The sequence below is a fragment of the Gilliamella sp. Occ4-3 genome (assembly GCF_001690675.1).
Taxonomy (GTDB): domain Bacteria; phylum Pseudomonadota; class Gammaproteobacteria; order Enterobacterales; family Orbaceae; genus Gilliamella; species Gilliamella bombi.
Map to the genome: position 1 here is coordinate 182,823 of NZ_LZHR01000073.1, position 26,862 is coordinate 209,684.

Genomic DNA, 26,862 nt, shown 5'->3' on the forward strand with positions numbered 1-26,862 from the left:
TTCATGATTGAAATAATCCTCTAAAAACATCATAAGATGTTTCACCTGAAATTGCTTTATATAATTTAACCGTATTATCAACTTAATATTAATAATTAATTGTTTTTATTTATTAAGCTATTTTTTGCTGATTGAGAAAAATAACGCATATGATTCATTGCTTCTTGAATATATTGATAATTCGGCACTTCATCAACTTCACGATTATGTAAATCCATATAATGACTGATACCTAATCGATTAACAAGATAAATATTATCAGATGTTCTCACCGCATAAGAACTATAATTAGACATCAAAAGCCAGTTACGGTCAGTTATAGGATTAAATAAATCATAACCTGTCGAATAATCACTTATATCATTTTTCACATATAAATAATGTTTCATTAGGGTTGGAACGACATCTTCATGGCTTGTTATTTTTGTACTATTATTTTTAAGGCTCTCTAATTCTTTACCACCAATAATAATAAAAGGCACCTTTGTTTGTGCATCTGTGTAATTACCATTATGCCCCCAAAATCCTAATTTATTATCATTCATCTCTTGAGCATGATCACCTGTAATAATCAATATTGTATTATCTAACGAACCTGATTCTACAAGCTCATCATAAATATTTTGTAGTAAATAATCATCATAATAAACACTTTGCTTGTAACGATTAAAAATAGGCAAAGGATCGGTGTCATTACTCAATGTCATATAATTAAGATCACCAATAGGTTTGAATTTCACCGAAAAATCGTCAGGAAAGTCATAAGCATGAGGAGCATCATAAAATAAAAAAGAAAATGTCGGTCTAGATGTATCTCGTAGTTTATACCATGCAAGCCAATCATCAGTAATTTGTTTATCTCGACTAGATGCAGAACCATCTTTACTACTAATTCTTAAATTTTTGATGGTAACAAAGGCTGTTCGATCAAATTCTGGAGCAGTTACTTTAGCTGATGTAAAAATCCCAATATTATAGTTTTCTTTCTGTAGTGTTGTGATAAAGAGTGAAGGAACACTATTTCGTAAAAATGAATCCCAATAAGTACCTGGAATACCATAAAACAAACCAAAAATACCTGTACGTGTTGCATTACCAGTTGAATAATGGTTATCAAAAATAACCCCATTATTCTGCTTAACAAAACGAAATGTATTAGGCGAAATTTCTTCACTAAACGTATCATATCGCCAAGAATCCAAAACAATAAACATAATATTTTTAGTTTTTTTATTTTCTGGATTAATCACCAAAGGATTTTTCGGGTAATCAACACTAGCATTACTATTATCTTTGTTATACACGACTTTTCGTTGCCCTTTTTCGTCAAAAAAATTCATGATTTTTTTCGACGTAAATGGTCGATAAAGTGGAATATATTCTTTCACTACCATAATAGGCGAATAAGCATAATAAAATGCAATCATGTGCACAACATGACTAATTAAAAATGAACTGAAAAGAAATATTGTTGATAATAAAACAATTCTTGAATTTTTATGCAATGAAGTTAATTTGTTATTGAGCAAGTAAAGAATAAAATACTCTGTGCAAAATACAACAACAATAAGCGTAAACATTAAAAAATAGGTAATTATCGAAAAATCGACAACCTGTCCAGACAAAACCATGGATAAGACAGATTGATTTACGTGAAATCGATACTGTTGAAATACAATAGTATCGATATATAATCCAATTTGAATAAAGCTAAATATTGCAGCTAAAATAATATTGCAAATAGCTTGTTTAAACCATAAAAGAGGTATACAAACAACCAAAAGTAATAAATAAGCCGAGAAAAAATGCCCCAATACAGCAAATATCGAAAATGCCACACTCGGCCAATTAAATGATGCCTCAGGGACAAGAAAGAAACGAATTGATAGTATTGATGAAATAAATAGATTAATTAAGGCAAAATAGTATAATTTTTTCATAGTGTTAAGTAAGTTATTAATTCATTATAATAAGAATTTTACTGTATTTTATATTGAAACATAGTCTTTCCTGAAACTTTTTAACAAACTAGTACTAAAAAAATACGATTCTAATAAAATTTTAACAAAAAAGGCTCAATTTAGAGCCCTTTTAGTTGAATTAAATGCAATTATCGACGATCTGCAAAAATTCTTAACAACATAATGAATAAGTTAATGAAATCAAGATAAAGGGTTAGTGCACCTAAAATAACAAATCTCCTAAACATATTAGGATCATCCTGCGATAATTGATCGCCTAACTCCTTCAATTTTTGTGTATCATAAGCTGTTAATCCAGCAAAAACAAATACACCAATATATGTAATAGCCCACATTAATGGTTGGCTTTGCATGAAGATATTAACGAGCGAAGCAATTACAATACCCACTAATCCCATAAATAAAAAACGTCCAAAACCAGACAAATCACGTTTAGTGGTATAACCATAAAGAGCCAAAGCTGCAAACATTCCAGCAGTAATAAAAAATACACTTGCTATTGATGATGAAGTATAAACAATAAAATAAATCGAAAATGTGCAACCATTTAAAACCGAATAAAGCATGAATAACGTTGTCGCAACAGCTCCAGAAAGACGATTAATCAATGCAGAAATAGCAATAACTAAAGCAAATTCAGCAATAAGTAACACCCACATACCTTGATATAAAACGTTCAAAAGCGCATAGTTATTAGATGCAAACCAAGCAACTAGGGCTGTTAAAAGCAATCCGACGGTCATCCAACCATAAACATGACTCATGTATGTTTGCACGCGGTTACCAGATTGTTCAATAACAGAACCATTAGGTGAATAATTTCTCATTAATTACCTCTCATTAAAAAAGAATGACATGACTTAATATCATTATATACTAAATAAATACTAATACCATTTTCTCAATGCTTCTTTATCTGTTTTTTTTGCTTCAACCCAAGTTTCGCCTTGGGGCGTTCGTTCTTTTTTCCAAAAAGGCGCTTCGTTCTTTAATACATCCATAATGAACTCTACTGCTGCAAACGCATCTGAACGATGTGCGCTACTTGCTCCCACAAAGACAATCTTTTCATTTTCGCTAATTTCACCTACTCGATGAATTACCGCAACTCGACTTAATTGCCACCGCTCTCTAGCTTGGGCTATAAGATTACCCAAGATTTTCTCTGTCATTCCTGCATAATGTTCTAAAAATAAACTTATTATTTGTTTTTCATTACTACGAACTTTGCCCATAAAAGAGACAACAGCACCATCTTGTGGTAATTGTGAAAGCCAGTCGTTTAGCTTATTAACATCAATCGGCTGCTCACTAACCTTGATAAGATCCATAATGTTATCCACCTGTTACAGGAGGAAAGAAAGCAATTTCATCACCTTCTTTCACAATATAATCAAAATCAACCAAAGTTTGATTTACAGCGCATAAAACAGGGTTTTCCTTAAATGCCAAAAACCATTGTTCACCACGTTCACTTAACTGATCGATAAGATAGGAAACTGAAAGTTGATTAGCATCTAACATAACACTCTCAGTCCCAACTAATTCTCTAATTTGAGCGAAAAAAATAACTTTATTCATCTTCTATCTATTAAACCTTTTGGGCAATAAAGTCCCCTGACCTACCACCACTCTTCGTCAACAATCTTACTTGAGAAATCACCATATCTTTTTGAACCGCTTTGCACATATCGTAAATGGTTAAAGCAGCAACGGATGCAGCAACCATTGCTTCCATTTCAACACCAGTTTGCCCATTCAATCGACAAAACGATTGAACTCGAACACAATTTTTTATTTGATCTACTTCTATGTTAATTTCAATTTTACTCAAAAAAAGTGGATGACAAAGCGGAATAAGCTCCCAAGTCTTTTTAGCAGCTTGAATCCCTGCAATTCTTGCTGTTGCAAAAACATCGCCTTTATGATGTTTACCCTCAATAATCATCTTCAGTGTTTCAGAATTCATTAAGACTAATGACTCAGCTCTTGCTTCGCGTGTTGTTATTAGTTTTTCAGACACATCAACCATATAAGCTTCACCTCGCTGATTAATGTGCGAAAATGATTCACTCATCCTTTAATCCTTAACATTTTATTAATCATCAATTTTTACCAAGATAGCAAATTTTATTAATAGTTACTACTAATCCTTTTAAGGCTATTAATGTAATAAATCTAGATGAATAAAAACTAGATTGTTTTTATAACTTTTGCGGGTTATGTAAAAACTGCGTACAATATAGCTTTATATAAATTATAATACTTGTGATTTTTAATGCTTATCGCTCATATAGCCTTACCTGTACCTCTTTACCAAATATTTGATTATCAATTAACTAAACCAGCTCAAGTTGGAATGCGGGTTAAAGTTCCTTTCGGTAAACGTGACGCAATAGGAATTATTGTTAGTATTGACGAAAAAACCGAATTTGATATTGAAAGCTTAAAAACGATTACAACTGTCATTGATACTGAACCTGTTTTTACGCCTTCTATTTGGCAGTTGTTAAACTGGGCAGCTAGTTATTACCATTATCCTATTGGCGAAGTTCTATTCCATTCTATACCTGTTTTATTACGACAAGGGCGAAAAGCAATCAAGGAAGATATAAAACAATGGCAATTAACTCAGTTGGGTAAAAATATTGATTTAGAATCGTTATCACGGACTCCAAAACAAAAATTATTATTATCATCATTCAGAAATAATACTCTTTCTGAAAATGACGTAAATAACACTATTTATAAAGAATTACAGAAAAAAAATCTTATAGAACAAGTAAACTGCCAATCCGATAATATTCAATGGCAAACCAATTTTTCAACAAATACTAGTTCAATTCAGCTAAATAAAGAACAGACCTATGCTATAGAAACAATCAACAACAAAAATCATCAATTTGAAGTATTTTTATTAGAAGGAGTGACTGGTTCGGGTAAAACAGAAGTATATTTAAACATACTATCTAATATATTAGCTACAGGTAAACAAGCATTAGTACTAGTTCCAGAAATTGGGTTAACACCGCAAACAATTGGACGTTTTAAAAAACGCTTTAATGCGCCAATTGATATTTTACACTCAGGATTAACGGATAAGCAAAGACTCTCTGTTTGGTTAAGAAGTCAACATGGTGAAAATGCTATTGTTGTTGGCACTCGCTCATCACTTTTTACTCCCTTTAAAGACTTAGGAATGATTATTATTGATGAAGAGCATGATAGTTCTTATAAGCAACAAGAAGGTTGGCGTTATCATGCTCGAGATCTAGCAATTATCCGCGCAAAATTTAACAATATTCCAATTGTTTTAGGTTCTGCAACACCTTCACTTGAAACACTCAATAATGCGCAAAATCACAAATATCATTTATTACAATTAACCGAAAGAGCCGGTAATGCAATGCTAGCCAAACAGTCAATTTTGGATCTGCGTGGGTTAGTACTTACTGCTGGTTTATCTCAACCATTAATTGAACAAATAAAAAAGCATTTATCTAATAATAATCAGGTAATGCTATTTTTAAATCGCCGAGGTTTTTCACCATTATTAATATGCCATGATTGCGGTTGGATTGCTGAATGTCCTCGCTGTGATAAACCTTATACATTACATCAAAAACAACATAAACTCATATGTCATTATTGCGATACACCAAGAACAGTTCCTAAACAATGCCCAAAATGTGGTTCAACACATTTAATGCCTATTGGGTTTGGAACAGAACAACTTGAACAACAACTAGAAATCCTTTTTCCTAATATCAAAATTAGTCGCATTGATCGAGATACAGTGAGTAAAAAAGGCGCATTAGATAACTATTTACAAAGTATCCAACAAGGAGGAGCACACATTCTAGTTGGTACACAAATTTTAGCTAAAGGACATCATTTTCCAGATGTAACCTTGGTTGGAATTGTTGATGTGGATGGTGCTTTATTTTCAAATGATTTTCGGGCAACTGAACGATTTGCCCAAATTTATACTCAAGTATCAGGAAGAGCGGGTCGAGAAACTAAAGCTGGGCAAGTTATTTTACAAACATATCATCCAGATCACCCTTTGCTCAATATTTTACTAACTCAAGGTTATGAAAGATTTGCCAAACTAACGTTACAAGAACGGCAACATACACAATTACCTCCGTTTAGTTACCAAACATTAATTCGTGCAGCTGATCGTAACAATCATTACGCTCCAGCATTCTTACAACATGTGCATGATTGGCTAAAAGAACATAGTAATAATACTTTATGGCAGTTGGGGCCAATGCCTGCAAGTCAACCGAAAAAAGCAGGATATCATCGTTGGCAATTACTACTTCAACATACAAGCAGACAACAATTACAGAAAATTTTGGATCAACTATTAATCGTAATAGGAAAATGGAGCGAAACATCAAAAGTAAGATGGAGCATTGATGTTGATCCTATTGATAATTAGATTGATATTATCTCCACCAATAATTAATTAGTGGAGATAATAAATTATAATATTATTTTACCAGCGTTTTTATCCAATGTTGCCTGTCCAATACCTGAAACTTCCTTTAGCTGCTCAACTGAAACAAAAGGGCCAAACTTTTCCCGATATTCTATAATCTTCTGAGCTTTACTTGCCCCAATTCCAGTCAATACTTTTGATAATTCTTCTGCTGTTGCAGTATTGATATTTACTTGAACAACTTGTTTTTGTTCTTGTTTAACGGAAGTTGGTGTTTCTGGAACCGAATTAGCAAAGCTTATATTCGAAAAAATAAAACTTGATAATATAATACATAATATTGAAAATACTTTCATTTGATTAACCTCATAAAATAGTTACGCAATTAAATTTGCTTTATAACTATCTCACTTCATCAAATAAAAAAATTTCATTAATAATAAAAATGAGAAAAGCCACCTAAGTGACTTTTCATTTTTTCAATTATTTCTACTATTTTGGGAGTTAAATCACAAATTGGAATCAGGCATAATTTCTATCTTAGCCTTAGAGCGTATGTCAGCAGCAAGATAATAATGCGTATTATTAATAAATAAAGGTAACAACTCAGAAGAAATATCTTCATATTCTGTTGGGGTATCTACCTTAGTTAGCGCAACAATATAAGCATTTTTATCATCTAAAAATTCCACACCATAAACAGTCTTCCCAGATACTGAAGGATTTAAATTAAAGACCATATTAACAACTTTTTGATCAAGTTCTGTTGAATTTCGATTCAAAACATATTTTTTTGCAAATTGGACATTTTTGGCTTTTCCAGTTTCGTTAAGTTGAGTCAATATATTATCAACACTAGATCTAAACTGGCTTTGAGCCTTTTCTGTAAAAAGTTTTTTATGAATATCATCTTTAACCTCATCAAATGGAGCTATACCTTCAGGACGATAATCAACTGTTTGTACAACAAAATCAAACTTCCCAAAACTCCTATCTACAGGTATTAAATCAGAAATTTTATCCGTTGCCTTACCATCGACTATCATTTCTTCACTAAAAATCACATCCCTAACCTCAGGATGAGCAGCAAGTGAAAACTTATCGTTGAAAGATATCCAATTTGAGGTCTTTACTTCAAATCCAAGTTTGTTAGCAAGCTCTTCAATACTTTTAGGAGAATCATGTAATGCAGTTTTAATTTTATTCTCTTCATTTTCTAAAGCTTTTTGTATTTTTTGTTCAGTGAGTTTTGGCTTGATTTGGTATTTAGCATAATCGAAATCCATAACTTTTTTAGGTTGTATACCATCTAATTTCACTATTGCGTAACCACTATCAACGGCTATTGGCGATGAGATTTTCCCTACTTTCTTTAATTGAGCATCTTTAAAAACTTGAGGTAATGAATCATCATCAGCAAACCAGCCTAATGAACCATTTTTGCCATAAGGTGAAATATCATGATTCTGATTAACAGTTTTAGCAATAGTATCAAAATCAGCTCCAGACGAAAGATCCTTTGCAATTTCATTAGCTTGTTCTTTATTAGTCACAAAAATTACACTATAAGCTCTCTTAGCTGGATATGAATAAGTTTTAATATTTTTATCATACTCATTTTTAATTTCTTTTTCAGTAACGCTAATTGTTTTTCTCAAAGATTCGTCAGAAGTCATAATATATTTAACTTTTACACGCTCATTTTTAAAAAAATCTTTTGAATGTTCGTTATAATATTTTTGTTCATCATCTAACGTAATATTCGACTCATCAATATCACTTACAGAAGCATTAACAGAAGTAGCATATACACTTCTAGTTTGATTTTTAAGAGAAGCTATTTCAGAATCAATTGGCAGAATAAAATTACTATTTATTATAGCATTAACAGTCTGTTGTTGCTGTAATACTGTTCTTATAATTTCAGCATAACTATCTGGAGTAAAATTATTTTCAGCTAGAAGGTTTAAATATGTCTGATTATCAAATTTACCATCTTTAAAAAACTCTTTTTGTTTTTTGATAAACTTTTTGATTTGATCATTACTAATAGCTACACCAACTTTTTCTGAAAATTTATAAGCTAAATAATTATCAATTTGATAAGATAAAACATTACGGCGTAATTTTTTGATAAAAGAACTATCGCCTCCAGCATTCGCTGTTACTGCTCTAGCTTGAGCTTCGAATTCGGCCCGACTAATACCTTCACCATCAACTTTTGCGATATATTTCTGTTGATCTTGAACACTTACACTGCCACCAAAGCCTAGAAATCCGACGCCAGTGAAAATAAAACATAAAATAATTATTGCAAAAATAATCTTAACAACAATATTATTTGCTGCTGTTCGGATTGTCTCCATCATTTATTGCGATTCTCCATACCAAATGTTGAATTGTAAAAGTATAGCATATTTAACTAAATTGGCTATTGTCCGAATGTTATGTAGCATAAAAAAAAGATCAACATAGAGTTGATCTTTTATTAAATTAATAAATAACTAGTTTAATATAGCTGAATTATCGACGCTATTTTTTAATTTCTTAATAGCTTTTCTAGTTGTTGGTACTGGCTCTATACCAAATGGATTATTCTGCAATGCAATTGTAAGCACATCATCAATCCATTTTACTGGATGTATATCAACTTCAGATTTTACATTATCAGGAATATCTTCCAAGTCTTTAACATTATCCATTGGAATCAATACAGTTTTAATTCCACCTCGGTGTGCAGCTAATAACTTTTCTTTTAATCCGCCGATAGGTAAAACTTCACCGCGTAATGTTATTTCGCCCGTCATAGCAACATCAGAGCGAACTGGATTACCCGTTAATGTTGAAATTAGTGAAGTACACATTGCTATACCTGCACTCGGCCCATCTTTTGGTGTTGCTCCATCAGGCACATGCACATGGATATCGCGTTTTTCATAAAAATCACTATTAATACCCAATTTTTCTGCACGAGATCGAACAACTGTTAATGCCGTTTGAATCGATTCTTGCATAACATCACCTAATGAACCAGTGTAAGTCAATTTTCCTTTACCTAAAACACTTACAGATTCAATAGTAAGTAAATCTCCCCCCACTTCTGTCCAAGCAAGACCAATAACTTGTCCAATGCGGTTTTCGTTATCTGCCTTACCGTAATCAAAACGCTGTATTCCCAAGAAATCTTTTAAGTTATCCTGTGTCACAATTACCTTTTTCAATTTATTATTTAATGCTAATTGCTTAACAACTTTACGACAAATTTTTGCAATCTCTCTTTCTAGGTTTCTAACCCCAGCTTCCCGCGTATAATAACGAATGATTCCAATAATAGCTGAGTCATCAATACTGATTTCTTTTGATTTCAAACCATTATTTTCAATCTGCTTAGCAATTAGGTGTTGCTTTGCTATATTCAATTTCTCATCTTCTGTATAGCCAGAAAGACGAATAACTTCCATCCTATCCAATAATGGCGCAGGAATATTCATAGAGTTAGCCGTTGCAACAAACATCACATCAGATAAATCGTAGTCAACTTCTAAATAATGGTCACTAAAAGCATTATTTTGTTCAGGATCAAGTACTTCCAATAATGCAGATGCAGGGTCGCCACGCATATCCGATGCCATCTTATCTATCTCATCTAATAAAAATAACGGATTCTTAACCCCCACTTTCACCATGCGTTGAATTAATTTACCTGGCATCGAACCAATATATGTACGCCTATGTCCACGTATCTCAGCTTCGTCACGTACACCACCAAGCGCCATTCGTATATACTGACGTCCTGTCGCTTTAGCAATTGATTGACCAAGTGACGTTTTCCCCACACCAGGAGGACCAACTAAACATAAAATTGGACCTTTAACTTTATTAACACGGCCTTGAACTGCTAAATATTCTAAAATTCTATCTTTTACACGTTCAAGTCCATAATGATCTTTATCTAAAACTTTTTGTGCAGCTTCAATATCTTTTTTAACGTTACTACGCTTATACCAAGGAACTTGAAGCATCCAATCAATATATCCCCTAACAACCGTTGCCTCAGCAGACATCGCTGGCATCATTTTAAGTTTATTAAGCTCAGCTAATGCTTTATCTGTAGCTTCTTTTGGCATTTTAGCTTTAGTAATTTTTTCTTTTAATTCTTCATATTCATCAGGTTTATTATCTATATCGCCTAACTCTTTATGAATAGCTTTAATTTGCTCATTGAGGTAATACTCCCTTTGAGCCTTTTCCATTTGTTGTTTAACTCGTTGTCGAATATTTTTTTCAACTTGTAGTAAATCAATTTCTGATTCCATCAATGAAATAAGCAATTCGAAACGCTTTATAAGATTAGCGGTTTCTAAAATCTCTTGTTTTTGTTCAACTTTCAAGAATAGAGTTGCAGCAATAGAGTCGGCTAAACGTGAAGGTTCTTTCAAAAAACGTATAGAATCAACAACTTCCTGAGTTATTTTTTTGTTTAGTTTTGAGTATTCATCAAAGTTAGATAAAGTTAAGCGTATCATAGCCTCACTTATATCCGCGGCTTTTTTTACTTCACTTAATGGTTTGACTTTTGCAATAAAAAATTCATAATCGTTGTTCTCAACAATGTCATTCATTTTAGCTCTTGCAATACCTTCAACAAGAACTTTTACTGTTCCATCTGGTAATTGAAGTAATTGTAAAACATTGGCCACAGTTCCGACATCATATAAATCATCTATATCAGGATCATCTTGAGAAGGATTTTTTTGGGTTACAAGAAAGACTTGCTTATCCATTTCCATTGCAGCTTCTAAGCAACGTATTGATTTACTTCTACCAACAAAGAGAGGAATTACCATATGTGGAAATACAACAACATCACGCAATGGTAAAATAGGCATAATCATTTGTTTAGTTCGTTTTATTTTCATTTTATTCTCTCTAGTAGTACAAATCTATTAGATAAATATTGGGGTCATTTTTAGATATTCAAGCCTATCTTTTTTGTTTTAACATACACTAATTCTAGAACATCTTGACAGTATTTACTGAAATTTTGCTTTAATATTAATTTGAGGTATAGCTCTTGCCATCATATCTATGATGGCAAATATATATTTCAAGCCGAGATTTCAGCATCTTCACGATGGATTAATTTCGGTGCTAGAGATTGTTCAACGGTTTCTTTTTCAACAATTACTTTGTTAATAGTATCCATTGATGGTAAGTCATACATTGTATCTAATAATATATTTTCAACAATTGAACGCAAACCTCTCGCTCCTGTTTTTCTTTGCATCGCTTTTATAGCGATAGCATCCAAGGCTTCTCTCGTAAACTCAAGTTCAACACCATCTAACTCAAACAAAGTTTGAAATTGTTTAGTCAAGGCGTTTTTAGGTTCCGTCAGAATATTAATTAAAGCATTTTTATCTAATTCGGATAATGTTCCTATAACAGGTAATCTTCCGATAAACTCAGGAATTAAACCAAACTTAACTAAGTCTTCAGCCTCAATTTTAGCTAATAGCTCCGACTCAGAAAGTTTATTTTTAGTACTTGTTACCTCAGCACCAAAACCTATTCCTGTGTTAATTGATACACGATTTTCAATGACTTTATCCAAACCACTAAATGCACCACCGCAAATAAATAGAATTTTTGAAGTATCTACTTGCAAAAACTCCTGCTGAGGATGTTTACGTCCACCTTTTGGCGGAACTGAAGCAATAGTGCCTTCAATAATTTTCAATAAAGCCTGTTGAACTCCCTCACCAGAAACATCTCTAGTAATAGATGGGTTATCCGATTTTCGTGAAATTTTATCGATTTCATCAACGTAAATAATACCCCTCTGAGCTTTTTCAACATCATAATCACAATTCTGTAATAATTTTTGAATAATATTCTCTACATCTTCACCAACATAACCTGCTTCAGTTAATGTTGTTGCATCGGCCATAGCAAAAGGAACGTCTAAAAAACGAGCTAAAGTTTCAGCTAATAACGTTTTACCACTACCAGTAGGTCCTATAAGCAAAATATTACTTTTGCCTAATTCAACATCACTACGACTAGCATGGTTACGTAAGCGCTTGTAATGATTATAAACAGCGACAGACAAAACTTTTTTAGCTCTTTCTTGACCTATTACATATTCATCAAGATGCTCTCTAATTTCGTGTGGTGTTGGTAATGGTTTACTAATAAACTCTTCATGAGAAAGAAAACTTTTTTTCTCTTCTTTTAAAATATCATTACATAATCCTATACATTCATTACAAATATAAATAGATGATGGACCAGCAATAAGTTTACGGACTTCATGCTCACTTTTACCACAAAAAGTACAATAGAGTAATTTTTTTGAACTTTCTTTATTCACGTTTACCACCTACCCAACATTAAGATCGTTTACTATATATGGCATCAACTAAACCATATTCAACTGCTTTATCCGCAGACATAAAATTATCACGGTCGGTATCTTTTTCAATCACACTAATATCTTGACCTGTGTGCATTGCTAAAATATTATTTAATCGGTTTTTTACCTGTAAAATCTCTTGTGCATGTATTTGGATATCAGAAGCCTGTCCTTGAAAACCACCTAATGGTTGGTGAATCATGACACGTGCATTTGGTAAGCAATAACGTTTACCTTTAGCTCCAGCTGTTAAAAGCAATGACCCCATTGAACAAGCCTGTCCCAAACAAATTGTACTAACATCTGGTTTTATAAATTGCATTGTATCATAAATAGCCATACCAGCTGTAACAACTCCACCAGGTGAATTGATATACAAATGGATATCTTTATCAGGATTCTCTGCTTCTAGAAACAACATTTGAGCAATAATAAGGTTTGCCATATTATCTTCAACTTGTCCCGTCAAAAATATAACTCGCTCTTTTAATAGCCGTGAGTAAATATCATAAGCTCGTTCACCCCGAGAGCTTTGTTCAACTACCATTGGAATAACACCCATATATGATTCTAAAGGCATTTTTATCTCCTAATTAACAAAATAGCCCAAACAGATAATACATATTTGGGCTTAAAAGTGAGCGTTTTTAAATTAAATGAAAAGGCTAATAGATTAAGCCATCTGCTGATTCATTAATTCAGAAAATGAATAATTTTTTTCTGTTACTTTCGCACTAGCTAACAACAGTTCTACAACTTGATCTTCTAATGCAACAGCTCGAATATTCTCCATTGCTTTTTTATCTTTGTGATAATATTCTGAAACTTCCTTTGGATCTTCATATGCAGTCGCAATTTCATCAATTAATGCTTGAATGCGTGATTCGTCTGCAGTTAATTTATTACTTTCAATTATTTCACTAAATAATAAGCCTGTAGCAACACGTTTTTTAGCCTCAGCTTCAAATAATTCTTTCGGTAATTCCATACCTTGTTTGACATTACCACCAAAGCGAGATAATGCTTGTTGACGTAACACATCAATTTCACGATCGATTAATGCCACTGGTATATCAATCTCATTATTTTTAACTAAACCATCAATAGCTTGTGTTTTTACTTTGTTACGAATTGTTGCGTTGAGTTCTCTTGTCATATTTTTACGAACTTCAGCTCGCAAACTTTCAACGGTACCATCTACAATACCAAAACGTTTAACAACATCTTCGGTTAGTTCAGGTAATTCAAGTTCTTCAACCTTCTTAAGTGTAGATGCGAATACGGCAGGTTTACCTTTTAGGTTTTCAGCATGATAGTCCTCAGGGAAAGTCACATTAATATCAAACTTATCACCTACTTTATGACCAATAATTGCATCTTCAAAACCTGGAATCATACGGCCTTGCCCTAATACTAATGCAAAATCATTAGCCTTACCTCCATCAAACTCTGCGCCATCGACTTGACCGACAAAATCCAAAGTAACACGGTATTGCTCTTCAGCCGCTTTTTCAACTTCTTTCCAAGTACCTTGTTGTTTGCGTAATGTTTCAATCATTGTTTCAACATCTGCATCAGCAACTTGTGCAACTGGTTTTTCAACTTCAATTTTATCTAAATTTTCAACTTTTATTTCTGGGTAAACTTCAAATTCAACAGTAAATGTATAGTCTTCACCATTTTTATATTCTTGTGGAGTATAAGTCGGAGCTCCGGCTGGATTTAATTTTTCTTGAATAATAGCGTCAACAAAATTCCGTTGCATCAAATCGCCTAAAGCATCTTGTAAAATAGAAGCACCATAACGTTGTTCAACAATTTTTAAAGGGACTTTTCCTTTACGAAAACCATCAATACGTACTTTTTTTGCTGTATTAATAAGCTCTTTATCAACCGCTTTTTTAATATCTTCAGCTTTAATTGTAATAGATAAACGTCGACCTAATCCTTGTGTTGTTTCTACCGAAACTTGCATGTTTATACCTCGAAATTATTGAATATTATTTGCTCATAATTATATAAAAACGATAATTGAGCTAAAAAATTAAAAAATAGGCATGCATTATACCGACCGTAATCGTCTACGTCGAGACATTTAATAGTTTCTTCTCAAGCGCTTTCAGGCGTTTATTCATTTCGTCAATATGTAAAACTAATGATGCCGTTTTTCGCCATACTTTGTTTTCTTGCAATGGGATACCTGATGAATAAACACCAGGCTGTGTAATTGGACGCATTACCATACCCATACCTGTTACTGTAACTTGATCACATATTTCCATATGTCCATTAATAACACTTGCACCACCGATTAAACAGTGTCGACCAATAGTTAAACTTCCAGCCATAATAACACCGCCAGCAACAGCCGTATGATCTCCAATTACATCGTTATGAGCAATCTGACATTGATTGTCAATAATAACACCATTACCAATAATAGTATCATCAAGAGCACCGCGATCAATTGTCGTTGAGGCACCAATTTCAACGTTATTGCCAATGACAACACGCCCTAATTGAGGAATTTTAACCCAGTTCCCTTTATCATTAGCATAACCAAATCCATCTGCACCAATTACAGACCCAGATTGAATCAGGCAATTTTCTCCAATAATACAATTATGATAAATAGAAACATTAGCCCATAATTTTGTACCTGCACCTATTGTTGTATTTTTTCCAACAAAACACCCTGCTCCAATGATACAATCATCTCCTAATATCACACCGCTTTCGATAACAGCATTAGCGCCAATAGAAACATTACTACCTAATTGAGCTGTCGAATCAATCACTGCTGATGTAGCTATATCCTTAGCTGGAGCTGGAGTAGTATCTAGGTATTGTGCTAATTTTGCATATGCAAGGTATGGATCTTTTACAATAAGGGCTGCACCATTCCAATGCTCAAGACTCTCTTCTGTCATTACCACAGCAGAAGCTTTGCATTCTAATAAATTCTTTTGTAACTTCTTATCAGATAAAAATGTAATTTGACCTGATATAGCACTATTCATTGATGCTATACCAGTGATGGCTAAATCACCATCACCATGCAACCTAGCATCAAGTTGCTTAGCTAATTGCTCTAAACGAAAGGAAAACATTATTTTTTAACCTTTTCCAACACTTTGTCTGAAATGTCAACCGCATCTGAAGCTGATAAGGTGGCTTCTGCTTTTAAAATAATATCGTATTTTTCTTTTGCGACTATATCTTTAATAGCTTCTTGGATTTTAATTAATAATTTCTCTGCTTCTTCTGTTTCACGCTTACGATAATCTGCAGAAAAAGCCTTAGCTTTATTTTCAAAATCAGAAATTGTTTTATTTAATTTCGTTTTTTCAGATGAAGATAATGTTAAACCATCTTTTTTTAATCGTGCAGCAGCTTCATTTGCTTTCTTTTCTTCAGCTTGTAATGATTTAGCTCTTGCTTCAAATTCACTATCCAATGCTTTACCAACCGATTCGCGTTGAGGCATGCGTTGTAATACTGACATAACATCGACTACACCAATCTTTACTTCAGCATTTACAAAGCCTGCAAAAAGTAACGCCGTACTAACACTAAGAAAATATATAATTTTTTTCACTTTAATCACCTATTTGTTTTCTATTTTATAACATGGAATTACCATGTAGAACCTATATTAAATTGAAACTGTTGAGTTGAATCGCCATCATATTTCTTAAACGGTTGAGCATAAGAAAAGACTAAAGGACCTAATGGAGACATCCATTGCACGGCAAGCCCAGCAGACATCCTAATATCCGATGGAGAACTATAATCAGGGATATTTTTTCCTTTTAAATTCCATTCAGTATCCCATACAGTACCTGCATCGAAAAATAGTGATGTTCTAATATTATCAGCATATTTTTCGCTAGCAAATGGCGTTGGAAGAATTAGCTCTGTACTTGCAAAAGCTATAGCATTACCACCTACAGCATCTTTTGATTTTGTACATCCAGATGTATTATCTAAGCTATCGCAAACTCCACTTTTATTAAGATATACCGCTTTAGGACCTACAGTATTTGATTTAAACCCACGTAGTACTGAGGCACCACCAGCATAGAAGTTTTCATAAAAAGGTAACTCTTTTCCACCTAAACCGCCACCATAGCCTAATCGAGCACGAGTTAAAAAGATCCAGTTATGGTCATTGTCAATAGGATAATAGTAAGACGCATCTGAAACTAGTTTATAGAACCTATTTTCAAATAATGGTGCTGTGACTTTAGCATTAGCTGTTATTTTAAGTCCATCAGTAGGGAAAAATCCACGATCTAAAGAGTTATATGTCCAATAAGCATTTAATAATAAATCATTAGTATCAAATGAAATAGAACTTTTATTATTCACTTTTTCACCCATAGAGTTGAAATAACGCCACATTCCATATTGCGCTTGCATACCAGATAACTTATGGTTAGCAAATTCAGAACCAAAACGAACAAAATTATTTTCACTAATTGGGAATCCTAAATTAGCTGATGCGCCCCAAGTTTTACTTGAATATTCTGATTCATCATCTTTATCGTCATTTTTATAGGTATTATAATAAATACTACCCCCTAAACTTACACCATCAACGGTAAAATAAGGATCAACGATAGAAATAGATGCAGTTTTATCTGTATCAGTTGTGTTAACATCAAATGAGACACTGTTACCTGTTCCCAACCAGTTATCTTGAGAAATACCGGCATTGAAACTAACACCACTATCAGAACCAACACCAATACCAAATTTGATACTACCAGTATTACGTTCAGCAACTTTATAAATAATATCGACTTGATCATCAATACCAGGCACACGTTCAGTATTTGCTTCAACAGTATCAAAAAATCCAAGTCGGTTTAAACGTTCTTTACCCAATTCAACTAATCCATTACTTAACCAAGCCCCCTCCATTTGTCGAAGCTCACGGCGAATTACACTTTCGCTGGTTACAGTATTGCCAACTATTTTAATTTTACGAACATAAAAACGTTCACCCACATCAACAAGAACAACTAATTTAACCGTATGTGCGACATCATCCATTTCAGGCTGAATTGATACTCTAGGGTACGCATAACCGAAATTAGCAAGTAGACGCTTAACGCCATCTTCAATTTCAGTAATTTTTTTACCATTATAAAGTTCACCAACTTTTACTTTTTCATTAGCAATTTTGGAAATCTCGCCTTTATGACCAGCAAAATTACCCATAAATTCAAGTTGAGATAACTTATACTGTTCACCTTCATGAATATTAATTGTAACGTATATGCCTTTTTTGTCTGGCGTTAAACTAACTTGCGTTGACTCAATGTTAAAACGAGCATAACCACGATTTAAATAAAAACTTTGTAATTCATCTAAATCTGCTGCCAATTTTTGTTTTTGATATTTGCGATCTCCAAGCATATTCCACCAAGGTACTTCATCACGCAAAGTAAAACGCGAAATAAGTTCTTCAGATGAAAAAGCTTTAGCACCAACAATATTAATCTGATCAATTAGTGCCGATTTACCTTCAGCTACAACTAATTTTAAATCAACACGATTACGTGACAACGGAGTTACAACAGCTTTGATTTGAGCATTATATTTACCAACACTATAGTAAAAATCTTCTAAGCCTTTTTCTATACCTGAAAGCATAGTACGATCTAATGCTTCACCTTCACGGATACCCGAACTATCTAAATTTTTTTTCAGCATCTCATCTTTAACAGACTTATTACCGGAAAAAGTTATGCTAGCAATAGTAGGGCGTTCTTGAACATGAACAATTAACCTATCACCATCACGAGAAACGGTAATATTATCAAAGTTTCCACTGGAATATAGTGATTTGATGATACGGCCTAAATCAGCTTCATTAACATAATCACCGACTTGAATAGGCATTTCAAGTAATGCTGCTCCAACAGTAACACGTTGCAAACCTTCAAATTTGATGTCTTTTACTACAAAATCATCAACACAAAATGCATTGGAACTATATACTGCTGTAGTACTAAACAACAAAGATGCTATAAGTAATTTATTTATTTTCATCGTAAATGTTTATAACCTCATCCCATCACAATCGTAAAATATCATTAAATAGTGCAATTCCCATTATTACCATCAATAAAAAAAAGCCAATACGAGAAAATCGTTCTTGTACTTCATTTGATAAGGCTTTACCTTTTATCTTTTCAAATAATAAAAAAACAAGGTGCCCGCCATCTAACATAGGTAATGGAACAAGATTGATAACGCCCAAACTTATACTAATAAAAGCTAGAAAATATAAGTAAGAGGTAAAACCATAACTTGCTGTTTGCCCTGCGCTTTTTGCTATTGTTATTGGTCCAGACAAATGTTTTAGACCAATAACACCTGTTACTAATTGATAAAGCGAACGAATCGTTAACTTCGTGGTTAACACTGTTTGCGCCATACCTTTATTAAAACTTTCTAAAAAACCATACTGCATAACTCTTGCATCAGACTTGGGATACAAACCAGCAACACCTTTTCCATCTGCTCCAATAGTTGGCACGAGTTTAAGATAAATAACTATATTTTCTCGATTAACTTTTAACATCATTGCTTGAGCTGTTTTAATTGTATTGGAAAAATCATTCCAATCAACGTATGAGTGATCATTATAACCAATAATTTTATCCCCAACACACAAACCTGCTTTCTCAGCAGCCGAACCCGATACAATTTTACTCACAATTGGATAAACTTTCACCTTTTCAGGAACAAAACCAAAGGCAGTAATTGTCGAATCCTTTTCTATATCAAAATGCCAATTACTGATATCTACATTTTTGTTAACTTCTTTCTGGTTATCATCACCAAAGCTATCAATATAAGAAAAAGACACATTAGTTTTTCCCATTGCCGCAATTAAGGCTGAATTTACATCATTCCATGTTTCTACTTTTATATTATTAATAGTTTTCAATTCTGCACCAGCTGGAATTATTACTGTAGAAGCTGGTGTATTAGGTATAACTTCTTTTATTTTAACAGGATAAACAACTACACCCATCAAAAAAATGACCCAATAGATAATTAAGGCTAATATAAAATTAGCAAATGGACCAGCAAAAATAATTGCAGTTCTTTGCCAAATTTTTTTTCTATCAAATGCAAAGTTTTCGTTATCGCTTGATAATGTTGTTGCTCTACCGTCGAGCATTTTAACATAACCACCAAGCGGAATCATAGCAATTACCAATTCGGTTCCGCTTAAAAATTTATGAGACCATATTTTTTTACCAAAACCAATTGAGAAACATTCAACTTGAACCTTGCACAAACGAGCAACACAAAAATGCCCAAACTCATGAATAGTAACCAATATACTCATGGTAATAACAAACAATAACAGCGACCACAACAAAATCTATTACCTTTTATAATAAGTAAAAAGCTAATGTAGCAAAAACAGGAACGGCAGCAGTTAAGCTATCAATGCGATCTAAAACTCCACCATGACCAGGAATTAAGTGACCACTATCTTTAATATTTGCTTCACGCTTAAACATACTTTCAGTTAAATCACCTAAAACCGAAACTAAAATCGCTAACAAAGAGCTAATAAAAAATGTACTGAAAGTCATGTCAAACATGTTAAGCATGTAAGCAATTAAACTAATTGCAATTGCTACACTAATACCACCTATAAATCCTTCTATAGTTTTACCTGGGGATACTTTCGCGGCTAATTTTCGTTTACCAAATGATCGCCCAACAAAATAAGCTCCAGTATCTGTCGCCCATACTAGCACAAAGACATAAAGCAACCAAATTGCACCCGTATAAGAATTAGAATTGTAGTTAATTGCTCTTAATTCGACCATACTAATAAAGAACGGTGCTATCGTAAAAAAAGCAAATAGTAACTTTATAAAGATTGAATTACACCAATACTTTGTCGTGGCTGGATAGCTACTTACTAAAAACAAAGCAGTTAACCACCATATGATTGATAAAAATAAAATTATACTATATAAATTCATTTTAAATTCAATAGAATCTGGAACCAAATAAAGTATGCCCAATAAAATAACAATTGAAAAAGAAAAAATTAATTTTAAATATTTTTTACTAATATGAAGAAACTGAGTCCACTCCCATGCGGCTAATCCACAAACCAGAATAATGGTGAAAGAAAACACGGGTAATGGAACAAAAAAAAGAACTGCTACCACAAGCGGAATAAGCACAACTGCTGCAAGTATGCGATGGATTAACATGAATGCTCCTTATTATGAATACCACCAAAGCGTCGTTCTCTGGCATTAAATGCATTGATTGCTTCATCAAATAAAGATTGATTAAAATCAGGCCATAAAGTATTGGTAAAATAGAGTTCAGAATAAGCAATTTGCCATAACAAAAAATTACTAATTCGATATTCTCCACCAGTACGAATAACTAAATCAACTTCAGGAAATTCGCTCATACACATTGTTGAGCCAAAACTATCCTCAGTAATATCATCTAAACTAATTTCTCCGTTAGTAACTTGCATAGCAATTTTTTTTGCTGACTGCAAAATATCCCAACGTCCGCCATAGTTAGCAGCAATATTTAGTACTAGTCCAGAATTGTTTTTCGTTAAATTTTGCGCATGAATAATCATATTTTGTAAATGTTCACTAAAGCGAGAAATATCACCAATAATATTCAAACGAACATTATTTTTATTTAAACTTTTTATCTCACGATTTAATGCATAAATAAAAAGGGAAATTAGGGCAGAAACTTCATTGTGTGGACGTTTCCAATTTTCACTACTAAAAGCATATAAAGTAAGGACTTTTATCTTTATTTTTGCCGCATAAGCTACAATTTTTCGAACTGCTTTCAAGCCTGCTCGATGACCAATAGCTCGTAACTGGTTATGTTGCTGTGCCCAGCGACCATTACCATCCATAATTATAGCCACATGACTAGGAATAGATCTTTCTTGTGTCATGCAATATCTCATATTGTCGCAATCATTATATTAATTATATTATTTTGTCCAATTAACGCGTACCATAAACTACAATTGTTTTACCATGTGCAGAAATCAAATGTTGATCTTCAAGCATTTTTAAAATTCGACCAACTGTTTCACGCGAACAGCCAACAATTTGACCTATTTCTTGACGCGTAATTTTGATTTGCATACCATCTGGGTGTGTCATTGCATCGGGTTGTTTAGCAAGATTTAGAAGTGTTTGTGCTATACGCCCTGCAACATCTAAAAATGCTAAATTACTAACTTTTTCAGATGTTACTTGTAATCGGCTAGCCATTTGACTGGCAAGACGCATTAAAATATCAGGATTAACTTGAACAAGTTGCTTAAATTTTTTGTATGAAATTTCGGCCACTTCACAACTTGTTTTAGCTTTAACCCAAGCGCTTCGCTCTGTGTCTTCTTCAAAAAGACCTAATTCGCCTAAAAACTGATTTTGATTTAAGTAAGACAAAATCATTTCGTTGCCTTCATCATCTTTAATCAATACCGCAACAGAGCCTTTCAAAATATAATAGAGAGTTTCTGCTTTTTCGCCTTGATGTATAAGGGTACTCTTAGCTGGATATTTATGAATATGGCAATGAGATAAAAACCATTCTAACGTTGTATCCGACTGTTGTTTACCAATCATTAATCCTACCTCTCCATTTTAGTTACAACACTAACACTATAACAAAGTTACGCACTAAATCATATACAAACAATCATTTTAACTGCTATTTAATTAGTTTAATATCAATTGTTTCATGTAATTGAGACCAAAAAAGTGCTGCTGAACCATTCTCTAATTGAAGTTTAACATCATTAACTTTTTCTTGGAGCGATTTTTCTTGTAAACCGTAGTCAGTGCCTTCACGTAATACAAAATATTCAATTAGGTTATTTAATGTTTGTGGATCAAGATTTTGCCAAGGAATAATCATATTTGATGATAGTAAATTAGATTTCTAGTTATTTTATAACAACATTTAAATAATATAAAGCATCACCAAGTTATGCATATAGTCAATAAAAAACCACTCCGAAGAGTGGTTTTGTTTTGCACACTGCATATGATCAAATTTCAAGTTATTTTGTGTTAACTTGTAGGAAATAACCTTGAGCACCAGCTTTGTACACAGAATTGTACATTGAGTTATGAGTTTGCTTCCACTTACCATCATTGTCTTTCTCAGCACCCAGTACAATTGTAGTACCTTCAGTAAGCACGTCATCTAGTGCTTCAACTTCTTCTCCAGATTTGCCATACTTACCTTTAAGCTTCCATTCAAATTCGAATGAAGATGTGAAATCATCACCATTATTATTTAAAACCTTAACTACAAATTTTTCGCCATATTTAGGGATTTCAGTAGTAGTACCATAGTCTATAGTACCTGGAACACCATTATCACCTACTTTATAAATAGCAAGTTTGAAGTCTGGAGAAATAATTGGACCAGGAACTACTGGACGATCTTCATCATCAGGGCTAGGACCAGTCGAATTATCATCTCCAGGTGGTGTAAGTTCTTTTTTGTCTTTATTAGATTCTGGTTTATTTTGGTTCCAGATATTACCAACCCTTAACCATTCACCTTCACTCGGTAAACCAAACTCGGTTTTTTCTTGTAAAGTGAAACCGATTTGAGTTGCACCAGCAAAATTGTCATCAAGTTTGATTACAATTTTACCTTTTTCTCGGCTAGCCACAAGCTCTTTTCTTTCTATATTTTTCCAAGCATCCCCTACTTTAACATGGAGTGTAAGTGATTCTAAAATCTGTCCAGTATCTTCATCACCATCTTCATCTCTTAGATCATATGAAATAACCATATAGTTACCAACGTTGATTTTATCATCTTTGCCAAGTAGGTTATTACCTTTGTCGTCAGAGGCAAATTTTACACTAAGAGTATTAGGTACTGTACTATCAGATCTAGAATAAAGCACTGGAGCATTACCTTCAATAAGGCTTTGAGTCTGAGCATTTAAAGCAAATGCGCTGCTTGCTGCATAACCAGCTAAAAATAAGCCTAATGCAACTTTTTTAATTGTAAAATTTTTCATGTTTAACTTCCTATTTTTCTCTATAAATTAACATGTTGTATTTATATAAATACACCATTTTGTTGGTGTTCCCTATTATAGGCTACCGAATTCATTCGCTAGCCTAAAATCTATTACTCTACTAGCCTTTTAATCACTATTAGTTAACAACTACTTGCAGTTTAAATCCTTGATCTCCTGCACATGCTAGCTGTGATACATTTATTGGTTCTAAATTTAAATACGTTGGTGCTCCGGCAACCTTATCGATACTTTTGCCCAATGAAGCATAACTATTTGTTTTTAAGCTTTTTATTGTGTAGTGTGCATTTTCTCCCATGGCAACATTAAACCATGGACCATTGGCATTTGATAATGAGTCCGGCAACTCAGCTGTTGCAGCTTGACCTGGACATGCCTTTTCATTTGAACCAACCAATGACCAGATAACGAAAGGATTCACAATTTCGGTTATGCCATCAGAAGCATAAGCTTTAACGTAATATTCACTATCGACTTTCCACTCTTTTGGTCCTTGAGGATCAAATACAAGTAAATGACCGTTTTGTTGAGCAACTAATGTACCATCCTTACGATAAACTTCTAATAATCCAGCTTTACCGCCAGAAAAATCTACAGACGCTTTATTAAATGAGGAGCCAAACTGCTCAATCTCGATAGAAAAATCAACAATACCCTCAACATTTGAGGCAACATCTAAAGTATAACTATCGCCAATTACTTCAACACCAGCTGCAGTCGAGGCCTTAGCTGATACTTTTTGCCCTTTTTTGACTTTTTCAAAAGACTTTACAATAACGCATGCTTCTTGAGCAGGACAAGCAGTAACATTTCCAGATGTACCATTAATCAGTGTTAATTTTTTACCATTACTTGTTGCTGTCCAACCTTTTAGTACTGATTCAAAAGTATTTGGTATACGTTCCATAAGTTCTTCGTCACTAAAACCATCTACATCTTGCCCTGATGCAATTGAACCATTCGGAACCTTAGGTTTAACCAATGTCGCCAACACTGTGACTGTACTTACACCATCGGCTGGATTCATCGCCATTGCTGTTTTATTTCCACCTTTATCAATTGCCCATACACCAATTTTACGCATTGCTGGGTCGGGTAACACTTCAAAACTTACAGCATTAGATGTTGCAGATTTTCCTCGGCTATCAGTGACTGATACTGATAAAGAATATTTGCCATTTGTACTAACTGGGCGACGCTGACCATCTTGATCAACATAACTAGGAGCAACAATTTGCCAATTATTTACATCGGCTGGTGGATTAAGCCATGAAGAAGCCGTACATCCACCTGTAGCAATACATAAAAAACCACCTCCAGCGTCAATTTCAAGCATATCACCAGACCATACTAAACTTGATAAGTTCTTAGCATTGTGAACACTGATATTTAGCGGATAGGCTTGTCCTTCGATTAACTGAGTTTGCTCAAGCCCTAAATCGACCGATATTTTCTTTTCTTTATATTCAAGAACGATATAGTTATTACGATCAACTAAATCATAACGACTACCTTTTAAGGAACGAGCAGATTGAACCATATCTGGATCTAACTGATCTTTTAACGGTGTACCTATACGATAGTTCATTGTAAGTTCAGCTTTAGTTGCCTTTTTATTGTCTTGACCTCGTTTATGCTCAGCCTTAATAGTGAAAAGTGGAACTGGTGTATAATCAAGACCGACAGTAATTGCTCGCGGGTCTTTTTGTAAATTATCTTTACCAAATAAAGCAACTTTATCACCATAGTATTGTTCATACATCAGTGATCCGCCCAAATGTGGATATTGCGGTAAATATCCTTGGAATCGAACATCAAAGCCTCTTGCTGCTCGTTCTAAATAATCATCAAAATCTTTAGAATCCTTCCAGTCTGATAACGGATGATAATAGTTAGCAGCAAATTTCATATAATCAGTCCAAGCTTCGGCACCAATACCTAAACGGTTGTGTGAACGCTGGAAATCATGGTCAAAAAATACGTTATAACCAAGTAACCATTTTTTATCAGCAACATCCCAACGCTGACCAATACCAAAGTTACCTATTCGACGGTTGTGTTCATATTCCTGAAATGATATTTGGCTAAATATTAATGTATCTTCTGTGTCATACCATGGGCTAAATAACTTCAAATTGACATTGTTAAATTCGCCTTTATCACTTAAATCAAATTGTAACTGAGCTGTACCAAAACGACCTAAAAAATCCTGTACAGCATTACGTACTGGATCAACAACTTGGTTTTTAACCCCATTTCGTACATAACTTTCTGCGTAATCTTTACCCTTGTTTTTTAAATGTTGGGATAGACCACCATTGTCTGGCGAAGTTATTTGTTTCCAGTCTTGGCTAGCTAAAGTTTGTAATGTTGAAGCTATTTGAGTTGATAGTGCGTCTTTATCCTTTTTTACATCGTAATTATCATCTGATCCTAATTGAGGTAAATTGGCGTGTTCATCTTTTTTATCATCGTTTAATTTAATTGCAGGTAACAATGGTGAATTCTCAGGCAGAACTATACGCTCACCAATCTCAACAACATCTTTTTTATCAAAACGCCCCGCATTCATTGCACGTAATTCTGAAATAGAGATACTACTTAAAAGTGCAATTTGATAAAGACTACGTTGCTGATTGTTAAGCATCTCACGAGCTTTCGTACCATCTTTTAACTCAATTATTTTATTACTATCTATAGGACCTTGCGATACTTGAGCTTCAGAAGCAAAAGCAGATTGCCATCCTAATGTAGCTATTACAAATGCAGAGATAACCGTTAAATTAAGATTCTTTCTCATCTTAATATTCCTTATATTTCACCGATAAAGCACATAATATGAAATCTATTGCCAATATCAATTTCTAATTTTAAATAGCAATATAATTATTTCTTATTAATTTTTACTATT

Annotated in this window: 22 protein-coding genes; 1 reads left to right on the forward strand and 21 read right to left on the reverse strand. The window is 33.4% G+C overall.

Annotated features, from left to right (window positions below):
• Positions 1-95: 95 nt before the first annotated feature.
• The 5 genes from A9G44_RS08750 to moaC form a co-directional block, all read right to left on the reverse strand.
• On the reverse strand, positions 96-1,940 hold the full coding sequence (locus A9G44_RS08750; protein ID WP_051634142.1) for a sulfatase-like hydrolase/transferase: 1,845 nt from the start codon (positions 1,938-1,940) through the stop codon (positions 96-98).
• A 170-nt stretch (positions 1,941-2,110) separates the two neighbouring features.
• Positions 2,111-2,809: a Bax inhibitor-1/YccA family protein gene (locus A9G44_RS08755; protein ID WP_065610465.1), complete on the reverse strand. Its 699-nt coding sequence runs from the start codon at positions 2,807-2,809 to the stop codon at positions 2,111-2,113.
• A gap of 60 nt (positions 2,810-2,869) precedes the next feature.
• Complete coding sequence (gene moaE, locus A9G44_RS08760) at positions 2,870-3,313, reverse strand: molybdopterin synthase catalytic subunit MoaE (RefSeq protein ID WP_065610467.1); 444 nt, start codon at positions 3,311-3,313, stop codon at positions 2,870-2,872.
• A 4-nt stretch (positions 3,314-3,317) separates the two neighbouring features.
• Positions 3,318-3,563, reverse strand: a complete 246-nt coding sequence (gene moaD / locus A9G44_RS08765) for a molybdopterin synthase sulfur carrier subunit (protein WP_034910232.1) — start codon at positions 3,561-3,563, stop codon at positions 3,318-3,320.
• 10 nt (positions 3,564-3,573) lie between these two features.
• The gene (gene moaC / locus A9G44_RS08770; RefSeq protein ID WP_034910235.1) at positions 3,574-4,059 is read right to left on the reverse strand and encodes a cyclic pyranopterin monophosphate synthase MoaC; all 486 of its coding nucleotides are present in this window, start codon (positions 4,057-4,059) and stop codon (positions 3,574-3,576) included.
• Between the two features lie 201 nt (positions 4,060-4,260).
• Here moaC and priA point away from each other — a divergent pair, with 201 nt between their 5' ends.
• On the forward strand, positions 4,261-6,429 hold the full coding sequence (gene priA / locus A9G44_RS08775; protein WP_065610469.1) for a primosomal protein N': 2,169 nt from the start codon (positions 4,261-4,263) through the stop codon (positions 6,427-6,429).
• Between the two features lie 44 nt (positions 6,430-6,473).
• Here priA and A9G44_RS08780 read toward each other — a convergent pair whose 3' ends face one another.
• The 16 genes from A9G44_RS08780 to A9G44_RS08855 all read right to left on the reverse strand — a co-directional run bounded on the left by A9G44_RS08780 (position 6,474) and on the right by A9G44_RS08855 (position 26,751).
• Positions 6,474-6,785: a ComEA family DNA-binding protein gene (locus A9G44_RS08780; RefSeq protein WP_034910242.1), complete on the reverse strand. Its 312-nt coding sequence runs from the start codon at positions 6,783-6,785 to the stop codon at positions 6,474-6,476.
• A gap of 153 nt (positions 6,786-6,938) precedes the next feature.
• Entirely contained in the window at positions 6,939-8,798 is a 1,860-nt protein-coding gene (locus tag A9G44_RS08785) for a SurA N-terminal domain-containing protein (protein WP_065610471.1), read from the reverse strand.
• A 135-nt stretch (positions 8,799-8,933) separates the two neighbouring features.
• Positions 8,934-11,348: an endopeptidase La gene (lon, locus tag A9G44_RS08790; protein WP_051634143.1), complete on the reverse strand. Its 2,415-nt coding sequence runs from the start codon at positions 11,346-11,348 to the stop codon at positions 8,934-8,936.
• 188 nt (positions 11,349-11,536) lie between these two features.
• Complete coding sequence (clpX, locus tag A9G44_RS08795) at positions 11,537-12,811, reverse strand: ATP-dependent protease ATP-binding subunit ClpX (RefSeq protein WP_034910245.1); 1,275 nt, start codon at positions 12,809-12,811, stop codon at positions 11,537-11,539.
• 10 nt (positions 12,812-12,821) lie between these two features.
• On the reverse strand, positions 12,822-13,424 hold the full coding sequence (clpP, locus tag A9G44_RS08800; RefSeq protein WP_034910250.1) for an ATP-dependent Clp endopeptidase proteolytic subunit ClpP: 603 nt from the start codon (positions 13,422-13,424) through the stop codon (positions 12,822-12,824).
• 93 nt (positions 13,425-13,517) lie between these two features.
• Complete coding sequence (gene tig, locus A9G44_RS08805; RefSeq protein ID WP_065610473.1) at positions 13,518-14,819, reverse strand: trigger factor; 1,302 nt, start codon at positions 14,817-14,819, stop codon at positions 13,518-13,520.
• A gap of 106 nt (positions 14,820-14,925) precedes the next feature.
• Positions 14,926-15,954, reverse strand: a complete 1,029-nt coding sequence (lpxD, locus tag A9G44_RS08810; protein WP_065610475.1) for a UDP-3-O-(3-hydroxymyristoyl)glucosamine N-acyltransferase — start codon at positions 15,952-15,954, stop codon at positions 14,926-14,928.
• Positions 15,954-16,442, reverse strand: coding sequence for an OmpH family outer membrane protein (locus A9G44_RS08815; RefSeq protein WP_034910255.1), 489 nt, complete (start codon positions 16,440-16,442; stop codon positions 15,954-15,956). Before A9G44_RS08815 ends, lpxD begins: the two co-directional genes overlap by 1 nt.
• Positions 16,443-16,480: 38 nt before the next feature.
• Positions 16,481-18,904 carry an outer membrane protein assembly factor BamA gene (gene bamA, locus A9G44_RS08820; RefSeq protein ID WP_065610477.1) on the reverse strand — a complete coding sequence of 808 codons (2,424 nt, stop codon included), beginning with the start codon at positions 18,902-18,904 and terminating at the stop codon, positions 16,481-16,483.
• Between the two features lie 25 nt (positions 18,905-18,929).
• Complete coding sequence (gene rseP, locus A9G44_RS08825; protein WP_081298305.1) at positions 18,930-20,249, reverse strand: RIP metalloprotease RseP; 1,320 nt, start codon at positions 20,247-20,249, stop codon at positions 18,930-18,932.
• Positions 20,250-20,262: 13 nt separating this feature from the next.
• Complete coding sequence (locus A9G44_RS08830) at positions 20,263-21,105, reverse strand: phosphatidate cytidylyltransferase (protein ID WP_065610479.1); 843 nt, start codon at positions 21,103-21,105, stop codon at positions 20,263-20,265.
• Positions 21,099-21,830 (reverse strand): isoprenyl transferase, encoded by a 732-nt coding sequence (locus A9G44_RS08835; protein ID WP_218837572.1) that lies wholly within the window; start codon positions 21,828-21,830, stop codon positions 21,099-21,101. The genes A9G44_RS08830 and A9G44_RS08835 overlap by 7 nt, the downstream gene beginning before the upstream one ends.
• 52 nt (positions 21,831-21,882) lie before the next feature.
• Positions 21,883-22,512, reverse strand: coding sequence for a cAMP-activated global transcriptional regulator CRP (crp, locus tag A9G44_RS08840; RefSeq protein ID WP_034910269.1), 630 nt, complete (start codon positions 22,510-22,512; stop codon positions 21,883-21,885).
• 85 nt (positions 22,513-22,597) lie between these two features.
• Positions 22,598-22,804, reverse strand: coding sequence for a YheU family protein (locus A9G44_RS08845; RefSeq protein WP_065575078.1), 207 nt, complete (start codon positions 22,802-22,804; stop codon positions 22,598-22,600).
• A gap of 145 nt (positions 22,805-22,949) precedes the next feature.
• Positions 22,950-23,930 (reverse strand): hypothetical protein, encoded by a 981-nt coding sequence (locus A9G44_RS08850; protein ID WP_065610483.1) that lies wholly within the window; start codon positions 23,928-23,930, stop codon positions 22,950-22,952.
• Between the two features lie 139 nt (positions 23,931-24,069).
• Positions 24,070-26,751, reverse strand: coding sequence for an inverse autotransporter beta domain-containing protein (locus tag A9G44_RS08855; protein WP_065610485.1), 2,682 nt, complete (start codon positions 26,749-26,751; stop codon positions 24,070-24,072).
• Between the last annotated feature and the right edge of the window lie 111 nt (positions 26,752-26,862).